15 protein-coding genes are annotated in these 13,080 nt (G+C 34.0%); 5 read left to right on the forward strand and 10 right to left on the reverse strand.

Annotated features, from left to right (window positions below):
• Nucleotides 1-10: 10 nt before the first annotated feature.
• The 8 genes from J7K39_01180 to J7K39_01215 are packed head-to-tail and all read right to left on the reverse strand — an operon-like array spanning nt 11 to nt 6,541.
• Nucleotides 11-883 (reverse strand): NADH-quinone oxidoreductase subunit H, encoded by an 873-nt coding sequence (locus J7K39_01180; protein ID MCD6178493.1) that lies wholly within the window; start codon nt 881-883, stop codon nt 11-13.
• 37 nt (nt 884-920) lie between these two features.
• On the reverse strand, nt 921-4,058 hold the full coding sequence (locus J7K39_01185; GenBank protein MCD6178494.1) for a hypothetical protein: 3,138 nt from the start codon (nt 4,056-4,058) through the stop codon (nt 921-923).
• A complete protein-coding gene (locus tag J7K39_01190; GenBank protein ID MCD6178495.1) occupies nt 4,052-4,405 on the reverse strand; it encodes a cation:proton antiporter subunit C in 354 nt (117 codons plus the stop codon). Before J7K39_01190 ends, J7K39_01185 begins: the two co-directional genes overlap by 7 nt.
• A gap of 3 nt (nt 4,406-4,408) precedes the next feature.
• Entirely contained in the window at nt 4,409-5,113 is a 705-nt protein-coding gene (locus tag J7K39_01195; protein MCD6178496.1) for a hypothetical protein, read from the reverse strand.
• Nucleotides 5,106-5,348 carry a DUF4040 domain-containing protein gene (locus J7K39_01200; GenBank protein MCD6178497.1) on the reverse strand — a complete coding sequence of 81 codons (243 nt, stop codon included), beginning with the start codon at nt 5,346-5,348 and terminating at the stop codon, nt 5,106-5,108. The genes J7K39_01195 and J7K39_01200 overlap by 8 nt, the downstream gene beginning before the upstream one ends.
• Before the next feature lies 1 nt (nt 5,349).
• Nucleotides 5,350-5,739, reverse strand: coding sequence for a Na+/H+ antiporter subunit G (locus J7K39_01205; GenBank protein ID MCD6178498.1), 390 nt, complete (start codon nt 5,737-5,739; stop codon nt 5,350-5,352).
• A 54-nt stretch (nt 5,740-5,793) separates the two neighbouring features.
• A complete protein-coding gene (locus J7K39_01210; GenBank protein ID MCD6178499.1) occupies nt 5,794-6,054 on the reverse strand; it encodes a hypothetical protein in 261 nt (86 codons plus the stop codon).
• The gene (locus tag J7K39_01215) at nt 6,047-6,541 is read right to left on the reverse strand and encodes a Na+/H+ antiporter subunit E (GenBank protein MCD6178500.1); all 495 of its coding nucleotides are present in this window, start codon (nt 6,539-6,541) and stop codon (nt 6,047-6,049) included. Before J7K39_01215 ends, J7K39_01210 begins: the two co-directional genes overlap by 8 nt.
• A gap of 266 nt (nt 6,542-6,807) precedes the next feature.
• On the opposite strand from J7K39_01215, the gene J7K39_01220 reads away from it, so the two are divergent.
• The gene (locus tag J7K39_01220) at nt 6,808-7,506 is read left to right on the forward strand and encodes a Crp/Fnr family transcriptional regulator (protein MCD6178501.1); all 699 of its coding nucleotides are present in this window, start codon (nt 6,808-6,810) and stop codon (nt 7,504-7,506) included.
• Between the two features lie 74 nt (nt 7,507-7,580).
• Here the strand turns inward: J7K39_01220 and cdaA are convergent, their stop codons facing one another.
• The gene (gene cdaA, locus J7K39_01225) at nt 7,581-8,378 is read right to left on the reverse strand and encodes a diadenylate cyclase CdaA (GenBank protein ID MCD6178502.1); all 798 of its coding nucleotides are present in this window, start codon (nt 8,376-8,378) and stop codon (nt 7,581-7,583) included.
• A 5-nt stretch (nt 8,379-8,383) separates the two neighbouring features.
• Nucleotides 8,384-9,244, reverse strand: coding sequence for a dihydropteroate synthase (gene folP, locus J7K39_01230; protein MCD6178503.1), 861 nt, complete (start codon nt 9,242-9,244; stop codon nt 8,384-8,386).
• 38 nt (nt 9,245-9,282) lie between these two features.
• Here folP and J7K39_01235 point away from each other — a divergent pair, with 38 nt between their 5' ends.
• The 4 genes from J7K39_01235 to J7K39_01250 all read left to right on the forward strand — a co-directional run bounded on the left by J7K39_01235 (nt 9,283) and on the right by J7K39_01250 (nt 12,853).
• Nucleotides 9,283-9,831 (forward strand): DUF1599 domain-containing protein, encoded by a 549-nt coding sequence (locus tag J7K39_01235; protein ID MCD6178504.1) that lies wholly within the window; start codon nt 9,283-9,285, stop codon nt 9,829-9,831.
• A 7-nt stretch (nt 9,832-9,838) separates the two neighbouring features.
• On the forward strand, nt 9,839-10,924 hold the full coding sequence (locus tag J7K39_01240; GenBank protein MCD6178505.1) for a DoxX family protein: 1,086 nt from the start codon (nt 9,839-9,841) through the stop codon (nt 10,922-10,924).
• Between the two features lies 1 nt (nt 10,925).
• Nucleotides 10,926-12,011 carry an ABC transporter permease gene (locus J7K39_01245; GenBank protein MCD6178506.1) on the forward strand — a complete coding sequence of 362 codons (1,086 nt, stop codon included), beginning with the start codon at nt 10,926-10,928 and terminating at the stop codon, nt 12,009-12,011.
• A gap of 83 nt (nt 12,012-12,094) precedes the next feature.
• Nucleotides 12,095-12,853, forward strand: a complete 759-nt coding sequence (locus J7K39_01250; protein ID MCD6178507.1) for a triose-phosphate isomerase — start codon at nt 12,095-12,097, stop codon at nt 12,851-12,853.
• Nucleotides 12,854-13,080: the final 227 nt, after the last annotated feature.

A 13,080-nucleotide genomic window follows, 5' to 3' on the forward strand; every position in this document is an offset into this window, starting at 1 on the left:
TTTTCCATAACTACAATAATATTATGATGGCCAATATCCCGAGAATAGTGGGGATTTTGAGGAACCAACGCACACTTTGTTCAATTCGAAAGCGAGGAAATACGGTTCCAACAAATACCGACCAGAAATAGATCAGGAATGTTTTAATAATTAATTCGAACCAAGAGGTAGCACCACCAAAGAAAAGGTTCATAAATAAGGCTGCTTCCGCAACGTGTAAAATTGCACCATTAGTTCTAAGCACGCCCAAAAATGTTCCATGATACTCTGTTGGAGGACCAATTGGGATTTCATTTGGTGCTTTAACTAAATTAAATGGTGAATGACCAAAGGCGCCTAAAAGACTTAACATGGCGGCAGCCGTAGCAAGTGGATTTGTCCACATAGTCCAATGAGTAATACCACCTTGTTGAGCAGCTACAATTTCAGAAAACGATAAAGTATTGTATTGAATTGCCAGAGCAATTATTGCCAAAGTCATAGGAACTTCAATAGTTGTAAACTGAGATAATCCACGACTAATACCAATAGCAGAATAAGGTTGTCCACTTTCACTAGCACCAAGAGCCATACCTAACATTCCGAAAAATTGAAAATAAAGGATGATTATTAAGTCACTAGAAAAGCTGTAGTTTGACCAATGTTCGTTTCCAAAAATCATAGGAATGAATAAGAACATTCCTACACCACCCATTAAACGAAATACAGGTCCAATATAGAACATTGTTCCATGTGTAAGCTGTGTACGTAATGAGTAAAGTTTTGTTAAATCAATCCAAGGCTGATACCAAGGAATACCATATCTACCAGCAACACGTGCTCCAATTCGACGCATTGTTGAACTCATAAGCATTCCCCAGTTTAAAACAATAAATAACCCCAAGAGGGTCCAAAGAAATTTTGTTATACTATAATCCATCTTATAATCCTCCTAAAGCAATTAAATAAAATATAACGATGTAGAGAACCACGTGTAAAGCGTAATTCTGCATGCTTCCACTGTAAATTCTTCTTAACCAATTTGCAAACTCCAATACTAAATTACTAAGCATTGCCCAAAAGGCAGTAATACCGGGACTAACCAAGAAACCTAAAGCCTTTTGATATCCGGCATATATGTTATAAGAAACGTGAGTAGTTTCCGGACGGAAAGGACGCTCAGCAGCATATACTATATTAAATTGACCTATTTTCTTAGCTTTCGAGCTCATAATAACAAGCCATCCCAAAACAAGCACAAAGGCAGAGCCTATAATTGTCATAACAGTTGAGCCATCCCAATAGCCAATACTTGATAAGGCTTTGGAACCTTCCCAACGAATAATATCTGTAGAAGCAAAATATGGTGCAATCACATCACCTATTGGTTGTAATATCATTTTTGGATATGCTGAGAAGATCATAATTCCGATAATTAAGATATAAGAGGGAACCAAAATCCAAGCACTTATCTCTTTCACATTTCTATGATTATCTTTTAACTGACCTAAGAAAACTGAGTGAATCAATTTATAGAGATACAAGAAAGCAATAACTCCAGCAAAGAAGATAATCGCTCCTTGGAAATACCAGCCTTTTTCGATAATGGCATTATAGAACAACCATTTCCCGGTAAATCCACTCAAAGGAGGAATACCACCAATAACGATAATCGAGATAAGCACAGCAACAAAAGAGAAAGGCATTTTTTTAATCATTCCTCCCATTTCATACATATTGTGCGTACCTAATTTCACAACTACACCTCCAATTACAAGGAATAAAATAGCTTTAAACATAAAGTGATTGATCACATAAACAAAACCGGCTAACCACCCCATATAAGACATTATACTGATAGCAAATAAGATATAACCCAACTGAGCCATACTGGAATATGCTAATAAACGCTTAGCATCTTCTTGAAAAGAAGCACTCATATTTCCAACTAAAGTTGTTAAGGCTCCTACCCAACCTAAAGTATATAATAAATTAGATGCTCCACTACTAGATCTATCCATATATAAGAATAGAAGCATCAATCCAAAAATACCAGCTTTAAGTAAAATAGCAGATACCATAGGAGATACGTCTGATTCTGCTTCACCGTGAGCACCTGGCAACCAAATATGTAAACCAAGAGAAGCTGTTTTTGTCATAAATCCAACAGCCAATAAGGTGTAAGCTAAAGTTGGTAAAATATTAATACTACCAATGGCAGCTAAAGAAGTATCAAAACTACTGGCAAAAGCCAAAGCAAATCCAAACAAAATGGCATAAGCACCACCAATAGAGAATAGCATATAACTATATCCGTGAGGCATAGAACGTTTCCCTCGAATAATTAAGAAGTAAGAACCCGCTGTCATCAATTCCCAAGAGAAGAAAAACTCTAACATGCTACTTGCCTCTATAATTCCAATTAATCCGGCGTACATCATCAATGCCATTGGATAAAACCCTCTGCGTATTCCTTTTTTATTATAACCGGCAACTAAAGTTAAAACACCACCGACTAAGAATATACCTGCAAATATTAAACGCATTAAATCATGTTCTAATGTAGGATATATATGAAACATATACCAAATAATACCACCAATAGAAACTGTGTTTTTGATATAAATTGGTAAGAAATCAATAGCAAACAAAAACAAAACAAACATTAAAGGAAGATAATTGATAAATGAACCACCTTCTACCATTGGAGTAACATAAACGCCCATAGCATAAAGCAAGATAGCCATAAGCCAAATTGGTAATAATTTATTCCATTCTATTTTAAAATCGGGTAATTCTTCATAATCTAGTTTAATGGCATATCCTAACCAACGGAAAAGATAAATACCTTCTAAAAACGACCCTCCTAAAATAGCGACCATCCAAGCCCAATGTCCGCTTGTAGCTAAAGTCATAATCAATTCCCATTTCCCGAAGAAACTTGGAAATGGAGGAAAACCAATCAGTGCAAAAACAAAAGTTCCAAATAAGAACAATAAGAAAGGCGATTTACGTAATGCAGCCCATCCTTTAATATCTTTTGCATTTATAATACCCGATAACCAAAATAATCCTGCTTTAGCAGCATAATGACTAATTAATATTCCGAAGGCGATAAATACCAATTTTTCGCCTAAAACATCGCTTAAACCAAGTATCATCGTTAACAGACCAATTTGTCCGATAGAAGAATAACCCAACAAACGATTAGGATTATTTTGTTTTGTACCTAATAAATTAGAACCTACAAATGTAATCCCGCCAATTATGGCGATATAATTTAGCCATTCGGCTCCACCAAGAGGCAACAATTTATATAGTACATAAAAACCTGATGATGCTGTGGCTGCTGAGACTAAAGCTCCTATACCGGGATTAGCAGCAGTATAAACATCAATTCCCCAACCATTAGCAGGGAAAGGTTTGAGTTCCAAAATAATGGAAACATAAATAAGAAATACTGCTATAACGGTAACTTTAGATGCTCCCATATTCGCAGCCAATAAATCGTCAATATTTAATGATCCTGCAAAATAATAAGCAAAGATAATTCCTATCAATAGTATGCCCGAGATAATTCCGGTTGCAATCAGATATTTCATACCTGCTTGCAAAGCTTTCCCATTTTTATTTATTAGTATTAAACCCGCAGTAGCAATACTTCCTACTTCGAGGAAAACAAAAAGGTTAAACATATCTCGCGTCATCACAACCACATTCAGACTCATAATAAACACAAGGAAAACAACCATAGCATTTATTCCGGCTTGTTTTAAGTCTTTATACAAATAAAGTCCTCCCAACAAACCAACAACATTAATCATAAATGTGAAGACGGCTTCGTAAGTACCCATCTGAAGATTGATAGAATACGGAGGCTTAAATCCTGCAGTAAAAATAGTTTCAACAGCTCTGCTATTACTCATAAACTCAAATAACCACTGAGCTGAAACAAAAGTCATAAAGCCCAATCCAGCCAACATAACCCATCCGGAAACATTTTTTAATGATTTTCCAAACAAGCCCATTATAAAGGCAATACCTAGGGCAACGGCAATAATATATATCGGTCCTACCATTTTAAATCTTTAAAACTGTTGATATCCAATGAATTTTTTTCGTGATGTAGTTTAAGCACATAAACTAACATTAGAGCAGAAACTCCTAAACCAATAACAATAGCAGTAAGCACCAAGGCTTGAGGTACCGGGTCCACTATTTTATCAGCTGCTTCTGAAGGCTTAATTACATCTAAAATCGGAGCGGCTTTTCCTCGCACATATCCGATACTCACCATAACGATATTAATTCCCGTATCGAAAATAGTAAAGCCCAGAACGATTTTGATCAGATTCTTTTGACTTAATATTCCCCAGAGACCCAATAGCATTAGAGCAAATCCTGTTGAAATAATTATATATTCCATAATTTAATTTTTTTCGTTTTGAGCGTGTGAGATTGTTCCCAAAATATTAGAAAGTTCTGCTCCCACTTTAAGTCCAACAAAAGTATAAATGACGGGTATAACACCGGCACTAAATAGCTCTCCAAGATTACCTAATCCCAATACGCTATTATCGAGGAATCCTCCGGCTAATAATATACCAAGAACGCCAATCAATACAAACGCAAAGCCTGAAATAGATTCCACAGTAGCGATTACTTTATGACTAACACCAAAATTAGGATTAGCCATAATCATTAGTAACACTCCGGAAGCGATTACTGCTCCACCTTGAAAACCACCACCCGGCGTTAAGTGTCCGTTAATAAAAATATAAATTCCAACCATAAAAATAATGGGTACAATAACTTGCGATGCAGAATCGAGCAATTCTGAAGTTATACGTACAGTACGATTTGGAATAAAATCTTCTTCACGAAATTTGAGAACAAAACTGATAATAGCAGCTGCTAAGAAAAGTATAGTCACCTCTCCTAATGTATCTAAACCTCTATAAGTAACTACGATTGCAGTTACAAGGTTAGCAGCACCAACATCTTTAGCTCCATTTTCAGCATAATAATTAGCTGTTCTGCTTAAACTTTCGTTTCCTTGATAAGCGTTAAACAAATCAAAAAAGATAAGCCCTACTGCAGCCAGTAAAATAATAATTAAAATTTTCTTAATCATTTCTTTGTCTGATTTTATTTAACACATAAAAGAATATTAAAGTGGTTAAACCACTACCTATCGAAGCTTCAGTCATAGCAACATCGGGAGCTGCTAAAAGAAGAAAAATAACAGAAGCGAATAAACTAACCAATCCGGAGGCAATAATAGCAACCGGCAATTTTTCGTGGTGGATGGCAATATAACCGCCAATCAAACTAGCCACTCCTAAAACTATAGCTATTGCAATAAACATATTACTCTCCTTTTTTATTAATTTTTACTTTACGAAGATACGCTCTGCGCGATTCATCAATTTCCTGATGCTCTTTCAATTTATCAACTTTCGAAATTTTCGTAAGCGGTATCTTAATATAATAAGCCGCTCTAGCCAATGTATGAGAAGAAACAGGGTTGGTAATTAGAACAAAAAGTATCAACACCATAAATTTGCCAAACCAACCGGGGAAAATGAAAAATAAACCTACCAGCGATAACATTGTCCCCAATGTACTGGCTTTGGTTCCGGCTTGAATACGGTTGTAAACATCTGGCATACGAATTAATCCGATTGATCCTAATAAAAGGAAAATCGAACCTGCGATAGCTACTGCTCCACCGAATATTTCCATCAAATTATTATCCATATTTTTTAAGTTTAAAACTAAAGACAAATTATTTCTTTAGCTTTTACATTATTTTTACAATCCTTTTTCCAAATAACGCGCAACTATTATAACGCCAAGGAAACCCAAAATACCATATACCAAAGCAACATCCATGTATATAATGCGGTTACTTAAAGCTGCTATAAAAGCAATTAAGGCAACACTTGAAACCGACATAACATCAAAAGCAACTATACGATCTGCACTAGTGGGCCCTAAAATAAATCTTACCATTGATACAACAATACTCAATAGGGTAATTGATACTGCGATGATAATCATTGTATTAACCATACATTACCTCCAAATATTTTTCAAATTTTTCAACAATTAGGCGTGTGCTTTCATTTATATCATCGGATCTAACATCAATCCAATGAATAAAAAGAGAATCGTCTATTAACTCAAGAGTAAAAGTTCCCGGAGTTAAAGTAATAGAATCAGCCAAAATAACCCTGCCAATTTTAGACTTTAATTTTGTTTTCACTTCAACAATACCCGGGTTGATTGGTAAGCTTGGCGATAATACTCTACGAGCAACATCGAAATTAGCTTTAACCAACTCCACAATAAAGGTGAACAAAAACATAAATGAATACAACATGGCTTTAGGTGATAAGCTTAAATTGCTAAATACTTCGCATTTTCCGCAAAGCAGTAAAGGCAACACAAGACTAATCCCAAAACCAAGTAACATGATCTCCAATTCTAGCGAGTTATTGAGTAACAGCCAGATAACAAAGAGCATGATGAACATGATTAGATAATTTTTCCACTTCATATTTTTGTGAAATTAATTTTAATTATTCCTTCTTTTGAATTGGACAAAGCTATCCTTAAACCACTATTGAGACAACAATTTTAATGGCAAATGAAACTTGTTTTATATAATAAAATAATAATAAATTTCGTAACAGAAGACTTTAATTATGGTATCAGTTGTTTAAATAACATATATTATTGTTAGCCAAATAAGTGATATAAATCATTTTTTTCTTTTTGTTAAGGTATCAAATTTGTAATTTCGTGCCATAAATCAAAATACTAATGGGAAATACTGATAAAGAAGTTCATTGTTTAGATTGTACATTTAAATCAAAGTGTTTTAATCTTCTGTCAAAAAACGAGCTAAAAGAATTATCCCAATCAAAGGTAAGTATCAACTATAAAAAGGGTGAAATAATCCGTAAACAAGGTACTTTTGTTTCCAGCGTACTATTTGTTAAAAAAGGAATAGCTAAAATATACAAAGAATTTGAGCACGCCGAAAATGTTAGTATCGTTGATTTCAGAAAACCCGGACAGCTAATAGGGCTACCCGATATCTTCAACGATAATTTAATTCAGTATACGGTTGCAGCACTTACAGATTGCGAAGTATGTTCTATAGATATACGACTCTTTGAAGATTTACTAAACAACAACGGTAGCTTTGCAGTAGGGATTATAAAATCTAATAATAATCAAACAAACGATATTATCGATTTTCATATTCAAAATAATTATAAGCAGCTTCACGGCAGAATAGCACATGCTCTAGTGGTTTTATCTGATAAAGTATTCGAATCAAATAGTTTTAATGTACCTTTTACTCGTCGAGATTTTGCCGAATTTACAAATATGAGCTCTATGAGTGTAGTTAGAATTTTAAAAGTATTTCGCAACGATAAACTCATTGAAATGAAAGATGGCTTAATTAAAATTCTTGATAAAGAAAAGCTTGAAAAGATTAGCCAATTTGGATAATGCTTGCACTTTAACTAACTCAAAAGTTACTCTCCTCAGAATATCTTTTAATAAGTAATAATTTTTCAATTAGATTAAAAAACAAACTCTTTCTCTAAAAAAGTTTTCAACTGATGAGCTGCTACATTGTTAATGATAACTCCTCTTTTTGAATAGGAAATCTCTCCCGTTTCTTCTGAAACCACCAAAGCCAAAGCATCGGTATTTTCGGTAATTCCAACTGCTGCACGATGTCGTAAGCCCAAAGCAACATCTATACGTTTACTTTTAGTTATCGGCAAAATACAACGGGCTGCCACTATCTTATTTTCTCTAATAATAACTGCACCATCGTGTAACGGACTATTCTTAAAAAAGAGACTTTCAATCAAGTCTGCCGAAATATCGGAAGTAAATTTCTCGCCGGTATCTATAACTTGTCGTAAATCATGTTTTTTACTTAACACTAGTAAAGCTCCGGTATTTTTATCGGACAAATGTCTGACGGCTGTAATAATTTTATCAATATCCAAAGGACTCTCTTCCCTATTTATTTTTCTGAATAAGAATTGTACTCGTTTTGGAGCCGACTCCAAAAATGCAGGAGAGCCAAAAAATAACAGAAACTGTCTGATTTCAGGTTGAAAGACAATAAGCAGAGCTATAAAGCCAACTCCGATAAAAGCACCTAAAATTTCGCTTAAAAGCTCCATTTGAAGAGCAACTACCAACTTCCATATAAAATAAATACTTGCAATACCAATAAACAAATTTATGGCAACAGTACCTCTTATCAAACGATATATTTCATAAATCAACAAAGCAACTAACAAGATGTCAAGAACATCCAGAAAGTTCATTTGAATAAAAGCTAAATTTGACAAATACATCATTAGGTTTAAAACTGCTTATACTTTAAAAACAACTTAATAGTTTCACTAGCCTCTTTAGAATCGTGTACACGCAGAATACTGGCTCCATTTAATAAGGCAATTGTATTCAAAACAGATGTACCATTTAAAGCTTCTTGCGGACTAATATTAAGTTCTTTAAAAATCATTGACTTACGTGATATGCCAACCAATAGCGGCAAGTTAAAACACTTAAATTTTTCTAATCCTTTTAATAATTGATAATTCTGATCGAGTGTTTTACCAAACCCAAAACCTGGGTCAAGCAAAATATTTTCTACATTATTATCTTTTAACAATTTTAGTTGCTTGTTAAAAAAAGCGAGAAGAGTATCAATTAAATTTCCCTGAACAGGGTTTTGCTGCATATTTTCGGGTATTCCGTTAATGTGCATCAAAACATAGGCTAATTTATTTTCGCCAACTACTTCAAACATTTTATTATCAATAGTTCCCCCGGAAATATCATTTATCATTTCAACACCCACATCAGCAGCTTTTTGAGCTGTTGAAGAATTATAAGTATCAACCGAAAAAATAATTTCAGGGTATTGTTTTTTAAGCATTTTTAGTGGCTGCTTCAAGATATCCCACTCCTCTTTATGACTAATTAGTTTACTACCCGGCTTTGTGCTAACAGCTCCTATATCTAAAATAACAGCCCCTCCTTTTACTAATTCTTCTGCTTTAATCAAGAAATAGTCGTCCTTTAAATTTATACCTCCATCAAAAAATGAGTCATCCGTTAAATTAAGAATTCCCATGATTTTAGGGCTGTTAATATCTAAACGTTTTCCTCTACAATTGAAGACTTGATTTACAGAAAAAGCTGTACTTTTACCCAACATTTAACACGATTTTTTGCAAAAATAAGAGATAATTACTCATGACAAAAACAAAACAGCAGTTTGAGGAGGCTATTAGTAAATGCCGAAATGTTTTTTTAACTAAAATGCAGGATTATGGTACTGCTTGGCGTATACTCAGAACCAGCTCTCTTACCGACCAAATATATATAAAAGCCAATCGCATCAGGAGCTTACAGATTAAAGGACATTCTAAGGTAGACGAAGGAATAGAAAATGAATTTATAGGAATAGTAAATTATTCTGTAATGGCTCTTATCCAACTCGATAAAGGACTTGCAATTAATAAAGATAATCTTTCTCAAAAAGATATTACAGAACTTTACAATCATCATATTTATGCATCTCAATCCTTAATGGAAAATAAAAACTACGACTACGACGAGGCTTGGAGAAATATGCGTATCAGTTCCCTCGATGATATTATTCTAATGAAATTGCTTCGTGTTAAGGAAATTGAAGACCACGAAGGTAAAACCATTGCATCAGAAGGATTAGAAGCTAATTATCAAGATATAATAAACTATGCTTTATTTGCCTTAATTAAATTAGCAGAGGAAAATAGCTAAACAAAAGATGACAAGGCTAAATTATATTAGTAGGTTCTTATTAGCACCCATTTTTATATTTTCATCATTTGGAAAAGGTGTCGATCCGCTTGGAACTGCATATAAGGTAGAAGACTATTTTATTGCTTACAATATGGATTGGGCATTACCCCTGAGTTTAATTATTGCTATTGGCTTAATTGCCTTGGAATTCAGCTTAGGTATTATGCTAATTTTTAATCTACTACCTAAATTTAGCCGTTGGGCAATGCTTGTCTTAATGGTATTTTTCACCTTGGTAACTTTTTTTGATGCCATATATAATCCCATTCCCGATTGTGGATGCTTTGGCGATGCACTGATATTAACCAATTGGCAAACTTTTTATAAAAATATCATTATCGACTTTTTGCTTATCGGGCTGTTTTTATATAAACCTAGAAAAATTAATTTACGAAAGAATTTAGTCTGGAGTTTAGTCATTTTTACAGCTTTCTTGAGTTTTTCTTTTTATAACCTTAAACATTTACCAATCATCGATTTTCGCTCTTGGAAAGTTGGCACGCAAGTTTTTAATACCGAGCAAAAAGCAATACAACTTTATCTGAGTTATCAGAATAAAAATACAGGTGAAATAAAAGAATTTTTATCTCCTAACTTTCCCTATCAAGATAGTCTGTGGCTTTCTAACTGGGAATATAAAAGTACGCGCGAACTCAATCCTAATACAGATTCCGAAAGTATAATGTTTTTTGATAGAGAGGGAAATGAAGCAACAAATGAGGTTTTAGGGATTTCAGGGATAAACCTCCTAATAATAGCTTATGATTTAGACGCTATAACAAAAGAGAAAGCAAAAAAAATAAGAACAGTTATTCAAATAGCAAACGAAGAAAACTTTCCCATAGCCATAATTACCTCTTCGGTTGGAACTAAAATTGCTAATTTCATAAATAATCATTTAATTGATATCCCCATATTCTTAGCCGATGATATTGATTTGAAAACAATGATAAGAAGTAATCCCGGGCTAATATTTTTAGAAAATGGGAAAGTTATCAAAAAGTGGGCATACGCCGATTTTCCTACTGACATAAATCAAATTTACGAATAAGATGGTGTGGCGATTTTTACTCAACAGAATCGGATACGGCATTTTAGTGCTTTTTGGAGTAGCTAGTTTAGTTTTTGTACTTTTTAACATACTCCCCGGCGACCCCGCCAGAATGATGCTCGGTCAGCGTGCAGACATCTCATCTGTAGAAGCCATCAACAAAGAATTAGGACGTGATAAACCTATGTTTACACAATATCTTCTATTTTTAAACGATGCTTCACCCTTATCTGTTTATCAAAACAAAAGTGATAATCAATCATTTTATTATACTCAAGAAAAATATGGAAATACCTTGAGGCTAAGCCCGAGAATAAATGGTTGGCAACTACTTCTTAAAAGCCCGTATTTACGTAATTCTTATCAAAGCAAAAAAACGGTTTCTTCAATCTTATCCGAAGCTTTTCCTAAAACATTATTGTTAACAGCAGTTTCCATGAGTTTTGCACTTATTGTAGGAATGTTTTTAGGTATTTTAAGTACTTTATTTTCTAAAGCTTGGTTCGACAAATTACTTTTTGGAATTTCTACTTTAGGTATGTCACTCCCCTCCTTTTTTGCTGCAATGCTTATCGCCTGGCTATTTGCTTTTGTTTTAGGAGACATTACAGGGTTAAAACTATACGGTAGTCTATACGAAATAGACGATTTTGGAATGGGTAGACATTTAGCATTAAAAAATTTAATTCTTCCTGCATTAACATTAGGAATAAGACCATTAGCTATAATTATTGAATTAACAAAAAGCTCATTAGAAGAAACTTTAGCCGCTGATTATATTCGAACAGCTCGGGCAAAAGGTCTGAGTACTTGGCAAATAGTATGGCGACATGCTTTAAAAAACGCTATAAATCCGATAATAACAACAATATCCGGATGGTTTGCTTCCCTGCTTGCAGGAGCCGTTTTTGTAGAGTATGTATTTGATTGGAAAGGAATGGGGCTGGTAATTGTAAATGCAATAGAAAAATACGATTTCCCTGTTTTGATGGGAGCAGTATTGTTTATTGCCAGTCTTTTGGTTCTAGTAAATATTTTGGTCGATATCTCCTACCGACTTATTGATCCAAGGATAAAATTTGACTAAGCACAAACATTATTTATAGAAATATTTTCAAATAATTCGATGTATCTTTGTAAACTAAAAAATTTAATATAAAAATTAGAATCATGAGAAGAAATATAGTTGCCGGAAACTGGAAAATGAACAAAACCTTTGAAGAAGCTGACGAATTGTTATTTAGCATTGCAGAACCTCTTCAAAAATTAAATTTAGATTCAACCCAAGTCATCCTTTGCCCTCCCGTTTTATATGCAGAGATGTTTACCGATGTTGCTTTGGAAAACAATTTCTCCGTAGGAGCTCAAAATTGTTCTAACCAAGAATCCGGTGCATATACAGGCGAAATTTCAGCGGCTATGCTAAAATCTATGGATATAGAATTCTGTCTTGTTGGTCACTCCGAACGTCGCAAATATTTTAATGAAGACTCTAAAATGCTTGCCGAAAAAGTAGATATTCTTCTTGATAATGCAATCAGTCCTATCTTCTGCTGTGGCGAAGTTTTAGAAGATCGCGAAGCAAACAATCATTTTGATGTTGTTGGAAAACAACTTTTCGAAGGTTTATTCCATTTGTCAGCAGATGAACTTGATAATGTGGTTATAGCTTACGAACCTGTTTGGGCTATCGGAACCGGAAAAACAGCAAGCCCTGAACAAGCACAAGAAATGCATGCTTTTATCCGCAACCTTATTGCTAAAAAATATAATCAAGAAGTAGCTGATAATACTACAATTTTATATGGTGGTAGTTGTAATGCTAAAAATGCCAAGGAACTATTTGCATTAAAAGATGTTGACGGTGGACTTATTGGTGGAGCATCTCTGAAAGCGGAAGATTTCCTAGCAATTATTAAAAGTTTCTAAATAAAATTGATTAATACACTCCGTGCCTTTGTGTCTCTGTGGTTATTATTTTTCACCACCAAAGTACAAAGACACGGATATATAATTGAAATACTTCTTTTTCAATAAAGATTAGCCATGAATTATGTCGAGTTAAAATTTTCCATTGAACCCCAAACTCCATTTCAGGAAATCTTAATTGCCGAATTAGCAGAAATTGGATTTGAAAGTTTTGATGAAACCGAAGA

The organism is Bacteroidales bacterium (assembly GCA_021157585.1).
Taxonomy (GTDB): domain Bacteria; phylum Bacteroidota; class Bacteroidia; order Bacteroidales; family UBA12170; genus UBA12170.